Here is a 13,889-nt window from a genome sequence, read left to right on the forward strand (position 1 = left end):
CAGCTGGTCGCAGCTCGTCATCAAGTTCTGCGAGGATTCGGTCGAGTACGTGAGCGCGGCCCCTTCTACGGGGGTCTGGCGGATGGAGGGGGACGGCTCACTCAGCTACGTTCGGATGCAGACCCACCGCCGTACGGCGGAGAGCGAGTCCGAGGCTTTCTTTCTCCGGATCACCCGCCCGGGCGACTACTTCTACGAGGGTGCGGATCTTGGCATACTGGTCACACCGGGTAGATTGATGACGGACGACTTTCGGCTCAACGATCGGGCGAAAGCCTGGGTCCGCGGCATACGCGCGCAGTTCGCGTCGCGGCCGCTCGAAGCGAAGGAAACCGAGCCGGCCCGGAAGGTCGCCGAAGTAGGCGGGTTCAAGTTCCTGTGATGCATCTGGCTTTTCGAGCCGTCAGCGAGGACGAGCCCGGCGTCAAGTGGCAGTCCCACTTCGAAAGCGTGTGGCCCGACTACAGCGCGTGGTTCTTGAGAGAGGGCGACGACGCACGGCCGCGGTATCTCACCTGCTCGAAACGGCTCGAAGACACCATGCCCGAGCTCGTACCCACCTGGGAGAAACTGACAAAGCTCGGTGGCGGGAGCGACCAGGTGGCGCGGATGCTCAGCCTTTACCGGCCCACCCCCTATCTTGCTGGCTGCTCGCAGGCTCTGTGGACACGGGACGAGCCCGTGCTCGTGCGCAACTACGATTACCACCCGGGCCGGTGCGAGGGCGTGATCCTGAAGAGCGCATGGAATGGGACGAAGGTCATCGCCTCATTGGATTCTCTTTGGGGGGCTCTCGACGGCTTGAACGAGCACGGGCTCGCGGTATCCCTCGCCTTCGGAGGCCGGCGAGAGGTCGGAGACGGTTTTGGTATCCCCCTGGTCCTTCGCTACCTGCTCGAGTTCTGCACGTGCGTTGACGAGGCCGTGTCGGTACTGAAGCGCGTTCCGTCCCACATGGCTTATACCGTGAGCCTGCTCGATGCCGCCGGCCGCTCGGCCACCGTTTTCGTCGGGCCTGGCCACGAGCACGAGGTCGTGGAGCACCGAGTCGCGACCAACCACCAACGAAGGGTGGTTTGGCGAGAGCACGCGGAGCTGACCGGAACCGTCGAGCGGCTAGCGTTCCTGGAGGGACGGATCGAGGATGCGTCCGAGAGGATCGACAGGTTCATCGACCGTTTTCTCGAGCCGCCGCTCCTGGCCACCTCTTATGAACGCGCCTTCGGCACACTGTACACCGCCGTCTACTGGCCGCGCAGAGGCAAAGTCGAGTTTCGCTGGCCGAATCGTTCCTGGCACCAATCCTTCGACCTTTTCGTCGAAGGTGTGTCGGTCATCGATTACCCTTGATTCATCGACCATCGGAAAGGATTCGTGAATGAGCATCGTCAGCATCAATCCCGCCACCGACGAGGAGATCCGACGTTACGACGAAATGTCGTCGGAGGAGGTGAGGGGCATTCTCGAAAAGGCCCACGCCGCACACCTCTCCTGGCGTGAGGTCGGCTTCGCCGAACGTTCGAAGCTCATGAAGGAAGCGGCGCGGTGCTTGCGGGAGAAAACGGAGGAGTACGCGGCGCTCATGACCGCCGAGATGGGAAAGCCCATTGCCGGCGCTCGCGCCGAAGCCGAAAAGTGCGCCTGGGTCTGCGACTACTACGCCGATCATGCCGAGCGCTTTCTCGCGGATGAGCCGGTCGAGACCGACGCCTCGAAGAGCTTCGTCGCTTTCGAGCCGATTGGCGTGGTGCTCGCCGTCATGCCCTGGAATTTTCCCTTCTGGCAGGTGTTCCGTTTTGCCGCGCCGGCTCTCATGGCGGGAAACGCCGGCGTGCTCAAGCACTCGTCGAACGTCATGGGTTGCGCCCTCGCCATCGAAGAGGTCTTTCACCGTGCGGGCTTCCCTCACGATCTGTTCCGAAGCCTTCTCATCGGCGGCCGCAAGGTCGCCGAGGTCATCGAGAGCCCGAGGGTCGCGGCGGTCACACTCACCGGAAGCACGCCGGCTGGCATCGCCGCGGCGTCCAAGGCGGGAGAGGTTCTGAAGAAAACGGTCCTCGAGCTCGGGGGAAGCGATCCCTACGTCGTCCTGGAAGACGCCGATCTCGACGGGGCGGTTGCCACCTGCGTCACGAGCCGCCTCATCAACAGCGGACAGAGCTGCATCGCCGCGAAGCGGTTCATCGTCGTGGAGAGCCTTCTCGAGAGCTTCACGGAAAAGTACGTCGCGCTCATGAGATCCAAGAAGATGGGCGATCCGACGAAGGAAGACACCGATGTCGGCCCTCAGGCACGGGCCGACCTCAGAGACGAGCTCCACGAGCAGGTGCTGAAGAGCGTCGAAAAAGGAGCGAAGCTCCTCCTCGGAGGTGAGGTGCCCAAGGGCAAGGGGGCTTTCTATCCGCCGACGGTGCTCTCGAACGTCAAGAAGGGCATGCCCGCGTACGACGAAGAGCTCTTCGGCCCCGTGGCCGCCATCATCGCCGCCAAGGACGAGGACGACGCCGTGCGGATCGCGAACGACAGCGTCTTCGGGCTCGGGGCCGCCGTCTTTACCAGGGACGTCCAGCGAGGAGAGCACATCGCGAAGAAGAAGCTCCAGGCCGGAGCCTGTTTCGTGAACACCTTCGTCAAATCCGACCCCCGGCTTCCCTTCGGGGGCATCAAGGAGTCCGGCTACGGCCGCGAGCTCGCCGCCTTCGGGATCCGGGAGTTCGTGAACATCAAGACCGTCTACGTCAGTAGGAGCACGGCGAGCTGAGCGCGCCGGCCGCAAGTCCCCGCTTCGGCACCACGCCGGTCTTCCTGACGTCGATCTCCACCATCCTGGGGGCGATCCTCTTCCTGCGGTTCGGCTACGCCGTGGGGAACGTCGGCTTTCTCGGGACCCTGCTCATCATCGCCGTCGGGCACATGGTCACGATCCCGACCGCGATGGCGATATCCGAGATCGCCACCAACCAGAGGGTAGAGGGAGGCGGCGAGTATTTCATCATCTCGCGCTCGTTCGGTATCATCATCGGCGCGGCCATCGGGGTCGCGCTCTTTCTCGCCCGGGCCATCAGCGTCGCCTTCTACGTCATCGCGTTCGGAGCTGCCTTCGAGCCCCTGTTCTCCTGGCTGCAGACAAGAGGCTTCGCCCTCGACGACCTCCGGCTCGTCAGCGTCCCCGCCGTCGTCGGGCTCACCGTCCTCATCGTGAAGAAGGGCGCGGATCTCGGAATGAAGACGCTCTACGTGGTGGTGGCGACTCTCTTCTTGTCCCTCGCCATGTTCTTTCTCGGTGATTCCGGCTACGAGGTCGAGCGAGGATTCGGCACGCTCATCCGCACCATCGAGCTTCCGGATCCGTTGTTCCTCGTCTTTGCCATCACCTTTCCGGCTTTCACCGGAATGACCGCGGGCGTGGGGCTTTCGGGCGATCTCGAAAATCCCCGGAAGTCGATCCCCCTCGGCACGATGGCGGCCACGCTCGGGGGCATGGTCGTCTACGTCCTCGTCGCGTACAAGCTTGCCCTCTCGGCGCCTCCGGACGTCCTCGTCTCGGATCAACTCGTCATGAGCCGCATCGCGCTTTGGGGCCCCATCGTACCCATCGGCCTCGCTGCAGCGGCGCTGTCATCCGCCATCGGCTCCTATCTCGTGGCGCCACGAACGCTACAGGCGATCGCGAGCGACAAGGTCTTCCCCTGGCCTCGCGTCAACGCCTGGCTTTCGCGGGCGAAGGACGGCTCGAAAGAGCCGGTGAATGCCGCGCTCGTAACCGCCGCCATCGCCGTGACCTTCACCATCGCCGGCGACATCGACTTCGTGGCGCAGATCATCTCGATGTTCTTCATGATCACCTACGGCTCGATCTGCTCCATCTCTTTTCTCGAGCATTTCGCCGCCGATCCGGCCTACCGCCCCGGCTTCCGCTCGCGCTGGTACGTCTCGCTCTTTGGAGCCCTGATGTGCCTCTGGCTCATGTTTCAGATGAGCCAGTTCTACGCCCTGGTCGCGATCGCCGTCATGTTCGTTCTTTACGCGACGATCAGCCACTACAACCCCGAAAAACGCGGACTCTCGAACATCGTCGAGGGCGCGATCTTTCAGGTGAGCCGGAAGCTCCAGGTATTTCTCCAGAAGTCCCGAAGACAGGAGCAGAACGGCTTCCGCCCCTCGGTCGTTTGCATCTCGAAGGACTCTTTCGAACGTCATGCCGCCTTCGACTTGCTGCGCTGGATCGCCCACCGCTACGGCTTTGGCACCTTCATCCATCACATCGAAGGTTACCTGTCTCGCTCCACCGATGCAGAAGCCCGCGCGGCGAAATCGCGCCTCGTACAGCTCGCCCACTACAGCGACTCCAACGTCTACGTGGATACCATCGTGAGTCCCTCCTACCGCACCGCCATCTGCCAGCTCATCCAGCTCCCCGGGGTCTCGGGCCAGGAAAACAACCTCGTCCTCTTCGAGTTCGCGAAGCGCAAAGCCGAGGGGCTGGACGCCATCATCGACAACTATCAGCTCGTCACCTCCACTGGCTTCGACGTTTGCATCCTCGCGAGCTCCGACCGCGGATTCGGCTACCGCAGAGAGGTCTCGATCGTCCTGTCACCGGGAGACTTCGAGAACGCGAATCTGATGATCCTTCTCGCCTACATTCTCGTGGGACACCCCGACTGGAGGGGGGCGGTCATAAAAATGTTCTCCGTCATCCCCGAGCGACATCTCGAAGAGGAACAGGCGCGGCTCTATCGTCTCATCCGCACCGGGCGCCTCCCGATATCGGCCCACAACGTGCGGGTGATCCCCCAGGAAAAGGGCATCGACCGCCGCACGATCATCACCGAGCGTTGCCGCGACACCGATCTCATCATCGTGGGCTTCGATGGCAAGCTACTGAAAAAGCAGCGTGACACGATGTTCCAGGGCTATGACGACGTCGGAAACGTGCTCTTCGTAAACACCACGAAGGAGATCGAGCTCGTCGGTGATGATGTGCCCGAGCAGGAGGCGGCCGCGCCACAAACTCCGTCCGAGACGAAACCGCAATTAGCCCCGAGCTAGCGACGATTGAGGATTGAGGTAACGCCTGCGCTTTCCTGCGGTAGGGTGTCGACGGATCTGGACTCTCGCGAGTATAGGATGAGTGAGGGGTGCCTCGAGCTGGGGCACCGGGAACACAACAGGAGACGATTCCATGAAGACAAGAAGGCAGGTCATGATGACCGGGATGGCAACCACCGCTCTGGCGGTCGGCGTTGGATCCCTGCACTCGTTGGGTCTCACCGCTGAGGCTCAGCAGGGGCATATGTCCGATCCTCAGGCTCATTTCGACAAGATCGCGGAACGGCTGGCGTTGACGGCGTCTCAGCGCGAGAGCCTTGCCCAGCCTTTCCATCAGGCGTTTGCCGCGATGGAGGAGCTTCATCGGCTCCACGACGTGATCGCAGCCGAGTTGAGCGAGGAACAGAAGGGCCAGCTCAGGGAAATGATCCATGCGATGCTGAGTCATTCGCCGTCCGAGGGACACGATCACGCTCGCGACCCACACGGTCATCGCTGAAACAGGTCGGGTTCCGGAGAGACCGGCTTCGGCTCCCGGAACGGGTCGATGAGCGATGGAAGGGATTGGAGCGACGAGGAATTGGCCCGATCGGCCAAACGTGGCGACATCGATGCCTTCGACACCCTCGTTCGCCGCTATTTGCGTCCCGCCATGACTCTCGCCTGGCAGTACACCCGTGGTATGGAAGATGCCGAAGACGTCGTCCAGGAAGCTTTCCATCGCGTCGTCCGTGCCCTGCCCCGATACGACGACCGACGACCATTCGGCGCGTGGTTCTACGCCATCGTTCGCAACGCGGCCCGGAGCGCCATCGGCAAGGATGGGCGTCGCGCCGTTCTCGCTCCCTTCAGCTCGTTTTTGGACGAGCCGGCGGCTCCTATGGGCTCCGATCCGTTGGTGGTCAAGGATATCGAGTGGGCCATCGAAGCCCTCGCTCCGATGCAGCAGGCCTGCGTCCGCTTGTGCGACATCGAAGGGTTCACCAGTGTCGAGGTCTCCCGCATGCTCGGCCTGGGTGAGGGGACGGTTCGCACGCATCTACAGCGCGCCCGCAAGCAGCTACGGTCGGCCGTCGCCGGCCAGAGGAGGTGAGCGTCGATAGTGCCCACAATGCCCATAAGAAACGTTCCGAAGTCGCCGCTCCCCAAGGACACGGCCTACTGGGAAGAGCTGGCGCGGCGCATCCGAGAGGACGCCTCGGGTCCGCTGGCGGCGTACGCGAGCCGTGCCCGCTGGTACGGCGTACTGGCAGGGCCCGCGCCGTGGCTGATTGCGGCCTCCGCGGCGGCGATCCTTTTTCTCTGGCTTGCCCTACCGGCGGCGGATTCCTCGGCAACTCTCCGCCGGATGGAACGCTCGCTGTCACCCGACGAAGCCGCCGGCGCTCTGGTGGGAGGGCCCGAGCCACCCACCGTGGACGCTCTCCTGGTGCAGTTTTCCCCTCCCGAAGGGGCGGAGCCAAGGTGATGGGTCCGCGCGTTCGTGCCGCGATCGTATTGGTGTTCGTGTTCGCGCTCGGCGCCTTCATCGGTGTCGTGTACGAACGGCATCGCTCGTCCCCTTCGTCCCCTTCGTTGGCAGCGATGTCGGCGAGGGAAGCGCACGAAGCCGCGATGGCGGATTTGCGAGAGTCCCTGAAGCTCGACGACCAGCAGGTCGCCCAGATCCACGCCATCTTCGTCAAACACCAGGACGTGGTGCAGCGCTCTTGGGAGCGGCTCCGCCCCGAGGTTCAGAGCGCCATGCAGCAGGTACATCTCGAGATCGCCGAGATGCTGCGCCCCGACCAGCGCGAGCGCTTCCACGAATGGTTGATGCGTCGACGCGAGCAGGACGAGCACGGGAGCCGGCAGATTCTTCACGAAAGGTAGGTCTCCTTCCATGGACAACCTCAAGGCGGCGGTGCGGTCGCTTCTCTCGACCCCGGGGCCCACCACCGTGGTGATCGCGACTCTGGCGATCGCCATCGGTGCCAACACGGCAATCTTCAGTGTCGTGAGCGGAGTACTTCTGCGTCCGCTCGGTTATGGTGACGACAGCGGGATCGTGGTTCTGTGGGCGACCCACGCATCCGACGAGCTCGATCTCTTTCGCCTGTCGCCGGCCGACTACCGCGACGTGCGCGACGGCGCCGACGCCTTCGACGGACGGGTCGCCCTGTACCGGTTCATCGGCTCCACTTTGACTGCTCGGGAACGACCGATTCGCGTGGGGAGTCTGGCGGTGACGCCTCGGCTCTTCCGTATCCTGGCCACGAAAGCGGCGGTGGGCCAGTTCTTCACCGACGAGGACGAGAGGCCCGGGAGCGGCAAGAAGGTCGTCCTCACGCATGCGTCCTGGACGCGGCGCTTCGGCGCCGATCCGTCGATCGTAGGCTCGACCGTCGAGCTGGACAGCGAGCCTTATACCGTGCTCGGCGTGACCGAGCGAGGATTTCAGTTCCCACCCGGTAACGGCGAAGTCGAGATGTACTTCCCGATGTCGCTCAGCGACGCGATTTTGCTCGATCGGAATCACCGGATGTTCGACGCGGTCGCCCGCCTTGCCGACGGTGTCACCCTGGAGGCCGCGCGTGCCGAGCTCGAAACTCTGTCCAATCGCCTGGCACGTGAGTTCCCCGACACCAACCGTGGATGGGGCTTGACGGCGAGACCGCTGCACGAAGAGATGTTCGGCGATCTCACGGCGACGCTCTGGGTGCTTTCCGGGGCGGTATTCCTCGTGCTTCTCATCGCCTGCGTCAATACCGCGAATATCCTCGCGGCGCGCTCGATTGCGGTCGATCGAGAGTACGCCGTACGGGCGGCATTGGGTGCGCGGGCGACCGATCTCTTCAAACGTTCTCTGGCCGAAAGCCTGATTCTCGGCGTTCTCGGCACTGCCGGGGGTCTGCTCCTGACGTTCTGGGGTGTGGCGCTGCTGCGCGACGTGATGCCGGCTGAAATCCCGCGTGGCGAAGCCATCGGCGTGGACGGCAGCGTACTGCTATTCGCGCTGGGCTTGTCGATCGGTTCGACGCTGCTGTTCGGGTCGCTGCCCGCGCTCCGCGGCGTCGCCCCCGATGTCCTCGAGCTGCTCAAGCCGGCGGGAGCGTTCGGCATCCCGATCGGGGGGAGACGACGGCTGCGCGAGCTGATGGTGGTCGTCGAGGTGGCGCTCGCCATCGTGCTCGTCGTTGGTGCCGGACTGATGGTGCGCAGCTTCGTGCGACTGAGCGAAGTGGAGCCCGGGTTCCGCCGGCAAGGCGTGGTCTCGGTCGCGGTTCAGCTGCCGCGTTCGCGCTACGACCGCTCCGAAGGAAGGCCGTTCTTCGAATCGCTGGTGGAGCGAGTGCGACGATTGCCCGGAGTGCAATCGGCGGGTGCGGCCTCCGACCTGCCGATGAGCGACGTCGGGTTGGCATTCGAGCTGGAGTTCAGCGTGCTCGGGCTGGACGCGGTCTCGCCCGAGGCCAGGCCAAATGCCGACATACGACTGGTCGTGCCGAGCTACTTCGACGCGATGGACATCTCGATCGTGCAGGGGCGCGCTTTCGATTCGCTCGATGCGACGAGCGATCGCGCCGTCGCCATCGTCAACGAGACCCTCGTCTCGCGGTACTTCCGGGATTCCGACCCCATCGGACGGTCGGTGCGTCTGAACCTGTTTGGCGAGCTCGAGATCGTGGGCGTGGTCTCGGACGTTCGGCACCGGGGGCTCCAATCGAAGTACGAATCCGAGATCTACTTGCCCTACGGTCGGATCGCGACCATGGAGATGCATGTCGTCGTACAATCCAACCTCGACACGGCATCCGTCGCCGGCGCCGTCACCGACGTGCTCCGGGAGATGGATCCCCAGCTGGCACCGTCCCGAATCGTCGCGATCTCGGATCTGCTCTGGGAATCCGTGGCGCAGCCCCGATTCAACACCGCACTTTTGAGCGGCATGGCTTCTTGCGCCGCCGTCCTCGCGCTCATCGGCATCTACGGCATCGTCGCGTACTCCGTATCCACCCGAACCGGCGAGATCGGACTGCGGATCGCTCTCGGCGCCGATTCCACCAAGGCAGTATCGACCATCGTACGACGAGCCCTGGGTGTCGTCGGGGTCGGACTGATCCTGGGCACCCTGGGTGCCCTGGGTGCGATGCAGTTCTTGAGTCGATTTTTGTACGACGTACAAGCGGCGGACCCGCTCACCTACAGCATCGTGCTCGTTTTGGCTGTCTTGGTGAGCGTCCTGGCGGCCTGGATGCCCGCGCGCCGCGCCACGCGCATCGATCCGGTCGTTGCCCTGCGCGGCGAGTAGGGGCTTCTTTCAGTAACCGACCGCGGCGCCGTCCTTTCGTCGGTCGGATCCGCCGAGCAGGACCCCCCGCTCCCAATCGATCTCGATCGCCTGGTAGCCGCCGTAGGCTCCCATGATGGTCGTCGGCCGATGCCCTTTGGCGATGAGTTCTTGGAGCACCTCGACGCCGACCCCGGACTCGATCCCCACACTCCGGCCCGACAGGTGCCGGAAGCGTGCCATCTCGCCCGCCTCCTGCACATTCATGCCGAACTCGATCCGGTTCAACAGCACTTGAGTGTGGCCCTGCGGCTGCATGTCGCCTCCCATGACTCCGTAGCTGAGCCAGGGTCTCCCGTTCTTGAACGCCATCCCCGGCATGTTCGTATGGAGCGGGCGTTTTCCGGGAGCGAGCACGTTGGGGTGGCCCGGCTCGAGCGAGAAGCCGGTGCCCCGGTTGTGAAGCATGATTCCGGTCTCGGGAACGACGAGACCCGAACCGAACGATGAGAAGAGGCTGTAGATGAGGGACACCGCGTTCCGCGCTTCGTCCACGACGGTGAGATACACGGTATCGGTGACCTCGACGGTGCCGGGAGCCACTTCATCGGCGGCATGGTCGCGATCGATGAGGGCGCGCCTCTTGGCCGCGTAGGGCTTCGAGATGAGCTGGTCGAGAGGCATTTTGGCCTTCGTCGGATCGGCCAGATACGCGTCGCGATCGGCGAACGCGAGCTTCTTCGCCTCGATGAGCAGGTGTAGATACTCGGCGGAGTTATGTTCGAGAGAGCCCACGTCGAGGTCCTCGAGCAGGTTCAGCATCTCGAGCGCGACGAAGCCCTGGGAGTTCGGTGGAATCGTATAGACGGTGACGTCCTTGTACGTAGTCGATATGGGCTCGACCCAATCGGAATGGTGGCTCGCGAGATCCTCGAGGGTTACGAAGCCCCCTTCTTTCTGAATGAAGTCGGCGATGGCGCTGGCGATCTCTCCTCGATAGAAAACCTCGACGCCGTCTCGGGCGATGATACGAAACGTTCTCGCGAGGTCGGGCGAGCGGAAGATCTCTCCATGACGCGGCGCCCGGCCGTCGATGAGGTAGGTCTTCGCGGCTGCATCCTGGCGGGACAGTTTGTCCTCGGCGTCGTGCCAGTCGGTCGCGATGATCTGGGAGACGGGGAATCCGTTCTCGGCGTAATAAATCGCGGGCTCGAGAAGCTCACCGAGCGGCCGAGTGCCGAAACGCGAGCGGAGCTCTTCCCATCCGTGAAGAGCTCCGGGGACGGTGACCGCAGTGATGCCCGAGCCCGGCATTCGCTCGTAGCCCATCTCGCGCATTTTTTCCGGAGAGGAGAGCGAGCCCCCTCGTCCCGTGGCGTTCAGCCCATAGAGCTTGCCCGACTCCGCGTGGTACACGAGGGCGAAGAGGTCGCCCCCGATGCCGCACATCATCGGCTCGACCACGTTCAGCACCGCGGCGGTCGCGATCGCGGCGTCGATGGCGTTTCCTCCCTCCTGAAGAACGCGCAAGCCCGCCGTGGCCGCGAGAGGCTGGCTCGCCGCTACCATGCCGCGCGTCGCGAGAACGGGAGAGCGACCGAGCTTGGCGCCTTCTGCCGGCCGGTCGCCCGTCTGGGCGTGAGCCATTGAGGCGAGAAAGAGCACCGAAGCGGGAAACAGTTGGGCTTTCATGAGCGCCAATTGTACCAGGCGCTGGCACGAGGTTGGTTCTGGGCTCACCCGAGCGTCAACCTCGGGCTCCCAAGTCGTCGTGCCGTCATCGCATTGAACTCCTGGCTTCGATGAACGTACGATGCCTGGGTGGCGGGTGGCGGAATACGATGGACGGCTCGCGACCGCTACGGTAACGATGTCTACCTCACCGATGAAAGGTGGCGACATATCACGGAATCGTGGGGACACCCGGAGATGGCCCAGTTCGAGGACGAGCTCCGGGAGACGGTCCGCGCTGGAGACCGGCAACAGGATTCGCTAAATCCAGAGAAGTATCGATACGTAAAGGAGTTCGACGATCTTCCCGAACACAACACTCACATCGTGGCCGTCGTGCTGTTCAAGTCGATAGTGAGCGAAGGTGCTAAGTCCGTCCCCAACAACTTCGTTGTGACCGCCTATCAGAAGGAAGTAACATAGACACAGGCAGAGCGATGAGCGAGGCGACGATCCACTACGATGAATCGAGTGATTCACTCTACGTTTCCTTTGCCCCAGGCGAGCCAGCAACCGGGTTCGAACTGAGCGAGCACATCCTTTTGCGCATCAATAAGAGCGAGCAATGCGCCGTGGGATTGACCTTCCTCGAGTACTCCACTCTCACCGAGAAGACCGCCCTGGGTCCTCGGAGCTTTCCCCTAACCGGTCTCGCTCGACTATCGAGCGAGTCGCGGGAGCTGATTCTCTCGATCCTGCAGCGTCCGCCGGTGAGTGACTTCCTGACACTGTCCGCGTACACGCCGTCCCGTGGTGAGACCATTCCCACCGCCTCGATTCGTGTCTCGTCTCTTGTCGTCCCGACAAGCTCGTGAGTCAGATGTCAGAATCAAATGGCGGCTCCGCTGGCCACGCAAAACACGAACAAAATTCTCGTCACGATTGGCATAACGGGCTAAGGGGTGGCCACGGACGAAAATAGCGAGTATTCTCAGCGACGGTGCGCCGATGATCGGAACGCCCTGTCCTATTACGAGATCGCGGTGACCTCTCACTCCCGCGACACCGTGTACCGTTTCTCCTCGCGGTAATATTCCTCGAAGCCGACGAGCTCCTTGAGCTCCTCGAACGAGATGCGTTCGGCAGGCGCTCGGCCGTGGCGGAGAGCTTCTAGAGCGCGCTTCATCGCGATGAGGCTCGCCCCCAGCAGAGCGAAGGGGTGAGCCACGAGCTTGTAGCCCATGTCTTCGAGCTCCTTCTCCGGGCAGATGGGCGTCACACCGTCTTCGAGCATGTTGGCGAGGTGGTGGCCGGGCACGCGGCGGCAAACGGCTCGCATCTCCTCTCGTGACGTCGGCGCTTCCACGAAAAGCATGTCCGCCCCGGCCTGGGAAAAGGCCTCGGCGCGGCACAGAGCCTCTTCCAGGCCCTCGGTTGCCCGGGCGTCGGTACGGGCCATGATGAGGATGTCCGCGCCTTCATCGCGCGCGTCCACCGCCGCTCGAACGCGACTCACGGCCTCTTCCCGGGAGACCACGCTCTTCCCGCGAGTGTGCCCGCAGCGCTTCGGCCAGACTTGATCTTCGATCATGACGGCGGCGAAGCCGGCGCGCGCGTAGCCACGGACTGTCCTCTTGACGTTCACCGCGTTCCCGTACCCTGTATCTCCATCTCCGATGATCGGGATCGATACCGCCGCGCAGAGATCTCTTCCCTGGGAGAGCATCTCCGCGTAAGAGACGAGACCGGTATCGGGAAGACCGAGCCGGACCGCCGACACGCCGAACCCGCTCATGAAGGAAAGTGGGAAACCCGCGCGCTCGATGAGTCGCGCCGAAAGCGCGTCGTAGCAGCAGGGAAAGGAGAGAAGCCCCGGCTCTTGCAGAAGACTCCGAAGCACCGACGCCGGACTCGACATGCCGCTCATCCTCTCACACGCGCGAGATTTCCCGTGAATTCGTTCAATTCGAGCTCTTCAGCCTAACCCAGCGATCGCCGAGGAGCCGGGATCGGGCCCTTAGTCTTTCGACCGCGTCCAGCGCTTGAGAGGTGGGGCGGGCATCGGCGTCTTGCAGCAGCTTCAACAGGTAGAGGAACTTCTGTTGCAGTCCGACCACCGTCTCTTCCGCAGGCGGTGACTCATAGATGCTGCCGTAGAGGGTATCGGGCTCGCTGGGAGCGCCTCGGCCGCGTAGTGCCATCCAGGCGTCGCGACGGGCGCCGTCGAGCGTTTCCACCCGAGCGTCGATCGCCTCGCGGATCGTCTGGAGCTCGAGATAGCCGTCGTAGCAGGCAAGGGAGCTCTCGGTCTGGAGTCGAACGTCGTCGGGCGTCATCTCGACCCGAGGATCGAGGCGAACCTCGAGGGTACTTTCGAGAACGGACCCATCGACGGTAAGACGGATGTCGTAGGTTCCCGGAGGGACGAAGGGACCCTGCGGGCTCGAGGGAGTGCGCTCATGGACGGCAGAGATCGAGAAGCTTCGCTCGGCTCCCCGCGGCGGCTCGTATCGCAGATCCCAGACGAACCGGTGATGACCCGGCTCGGTCGATAGACTCTGGGGGGAGCGGATCCAGTAGGTCGGGTGGCGGAGCGAGGTCGGGTCGATGGATTCGGAAACGTCGTCGCTCGAGTACTTGCGAACGACGTTGCCGCCATCGATGACTTCCAAGGTGACCATGGATGCATTTGCGGGCAGGTGATAATCGAAAATGGCGCCGTCGGGCGGGTTCTCGCCCGTGGGCTCGTCGGGGGGAAGCGGCGTATCGAGAAACAGGTTCCACCGGACGCGCGTCGTCCGCGGTGGACGGAACAAATGAGGACCGCCCACGAGACGGACGAGCTCGCGCAGCGGGGCGATGTTGTCGAGGATCCAGATCGACCGTCCGTGCGTGC

General features: G+C 63.4%; 14 protein-coding genes. 11 read left to right on the plus strand and 3 right to left on the minus strand.

Features of this window, described 5'->3' with window-relative positions; translation table 11 throughout:
- The 9 genes from VEK15_23150 to VEK15_23190 all read left to right on the plus strand — a co-directional run.
- Positions 1-382, plus strand: a 382-nt coding sequence (locus tag VEK15_23150; GenBank protein ID HXV63617.1) for a biotin carboxylase, incomplete at its 5' end; no start/stop codon positions are given.
- The gene (locus VEK15_23155; protein HXV63618.1) at positions 382-1,350 is read left to right on the plus strand and encodes a C45 family peptidase; all 969 of its coding nucleotides are present in this window, start codon (positions 382-384) and stop codon (positions 1,348-1,350) included. The genes VEK15_23150 and VEK15_23155, both read left to right, overlap by 1 nt.
- A gap of 28 nt (positions 1,351-1,378) precedes the next feature.
- Complete coding sequence (locus VEK15_23160) at positions 1,379-2,761, plus strand: NAD-dependent succinate-semialdehyde dehydrogenase (protein HXV63619.1); 1,383 nt, start codon at positions 1,379-1,381, stop codon at positions 2,759-2,761.
- Between the two features lie 44 nt (positions 2,762-2,805).
- On the plus strand, positions 2,806-5,052 hold the full coding sequence (locus VEK15_23165; GenBank protein HXV63620.1) for an amino acid permease: 2,247 nt from the start codon (positions 2,806-2,808) through the stop codon (positions 5,050-5,052).
- Positions 5,053-5,185: 133 nt separating this feature from the next.
- On the plus strand, positions 5,186-5,551 hold the full coding sequence (locus VEK15_23170; GenBank protein HXV63621.1) for a hypothetical protein: 366 nt from the start codon (positions 5,186-5,188) through the stop codon (positions 5,549-5,551).
- A gap of 48 nt (positions 5,552-5,599) precedes the next feature.
- Positions 5,600-6,145 (plus strand): RNA polymerase sigma factor, encoded by a 546-nt coding sequence (locus tag VEK15_23175; protein ID HXV63622.1) that lies wholly within the window; start codon positions 5,600-5,602, stop codon positions 6,143-6,145.
- Between the two features lie 9 nt (positions 6,146-6,154).
- The gene (locus tag VEK15_23180; protein HXV63623.1) at positions 6,155-6,520 is read left to right on the plus strand and encodes a hypothetical protein; all 366 of its coding nucleotides are present in this window, start codon (positions 6,155-6,157) and stop codon (positions 6,518-6,520) included.
- Positions 6,517-6,924 (plus strand): hypothetical protein, encoded by a 408-nt coding sequence (locus VEK15_23185; protein ID HXV63624.1) that lies wholly within the window; start codon positions 6,517-6,519, stop codon positions 6,922-6,924. The genes VEK15_23180 and VEK15_23185 overlap by 4 nt, the downstream gene beginning before the upstream one ends.
- 10 nt (positions 6,925-6,934) lie before the next feature.
- Positions 6,935-9,343: an ABC transporter permease gene (locus VEK15_23190; GenBank protein ID HXV63625.1), complete on the plus strand. Its 2,409-nt coding sequence runs from the start codon at positions 6,935-6,937 to the stop codon at positions 9,341-9,343.
- 9 nt (positions 9,344-9,352) lie between these two features.
- On the opposite strand, the gene ggt is transcribed toward VEK15_23190, so the two are convergent.
- Positions 9,353-11,014, minus strand: coding sequence for a gamma-glutamyltransferase (gene ggt / locus VEK15_23195; protein HXV63626.1), 1,662 nt, complete (start codon positions 11,012-11,014; stop codon positions 9,353-9,355).
- Between the two features lie 129 nt (positions 11,015-11,143).
- On the opposite strand from ggt, the gene VEK15_23200 reads away from it, so the two are divergent.
- Positions 11,144-11,476, plus strand: a complete 333-nt coding sequence (locus VEK15_23200; GenBank protein ID HXV63627.1) for a hypothetical protein — start codon at positions 11,144-11,146, stop codon at positions 11,474-11,476.
- Positions 11,477-11,490: 14 nt separating this feature from the next.
- Positions 11,491-11,868 (plus strand): DUF2283 domain-containing protein, encoded by a 378-nt coding sequence (locus VEK15_23205; protein ID HXV63628.1) that lies wholly within the window; start codon positions 11,491-11,493, stop codon positions 11,866-11,868.
- A gap of 176 nt (positions 11,869-12,044) precedes the next feature.
- Here the strand turns inward: VEK15_23205 and VEK15_23210 are convergent, their stop codons facing one another.
- Both VEK15_23210 and VEK15_23215 read right to left on the minus strand, forming a co-directional pair.
- Positions 12,045-12,911 carry an isocitrate lyase/PEP mutase family protein gene (locus VEK15_23210; GenBank protein ID HXV63629.1) on the minus strand — a complete coding sequence of 289 codons (867 nt, stop codon included), beginning with the start codon at positions 12,909-12,911 and terminating at the stop codon, positions 12,045-12,047.
- Between the two features lie 43 nt (positions 12,912-12,954).
- A partial coding sequence (locus VEK15_23215) for a glycoside hydrolase (protein ID HXV63630.1) occupies positions 12,955-13,889 on the minus strand: 935 nt, incomplete at its 5' end.

Source organism: Vicinamibacteria bacterium, assembly GCA_035620555.1.
Taxonomy (GTDB): domain Bacteria; phylum Acidobacteriota; class Vicinamibacteria; order Marinacidobacterales; family SMYC01; genus DASPGQ01.

Bases quoted from the DNA above. Each gene is read 5' to 3' on its own strand.
- VEK15_23155 (HXV63618.1), top strand. From the start codon at position 382: ATGCATCTGGCTTTTCGAGCCGTCAGCGAGGACGAGCCCGGCGTCAAG.
- VEK15_23160 (HXV63619.1), top strand. From the start codon at position 1,379: ATGAGCATCGTCAGCATCAATCCCGCCACCGACGAGGAGATCCGACGT.
- VEK15_23170 (HXV63621.1), top strand. From the start codon at position 5,186: ATGAAGACAAGAAGGCAGGTCATGATGACCGGGATGGCAACCACCGCT.
- VEK15_23175 (HXV63622.1), top strand. From the start codon at position 5,600: ATGAGCGATGGAAGGGATTGGAGCGACGAGGAATTGGCCCGATCGGCC.
- VEK15_23190 (HXV63625.1), top strand. From the start codon at position 6,935: ATGGACAACCTCAAGGCGGCGGTGCGGTCGCTTCTCTCGACCCCGGGG.
- ggt (HXV63626.1), bottom strand. From the start codon at position 11,014: ATGAAAGCCCAACTGTTTCCCGCTTCGGTGCTCTTTCTCGCCTCAATG.
- VEK15_23205 (HXV63628.1), top strand. From the start codon at position 11,491: ATGAGCGAGGCGACGATCCACTACGATGAATCGAGTGATTCACTCTAC.
- VEK15_23210 (HXV63629.1), bottom strand. From the start codon at position 12,911: ATGTCGAGTCCGGCGTCGGTGCTTCGGAGTCTTCTGCAAGAGCCGGGG.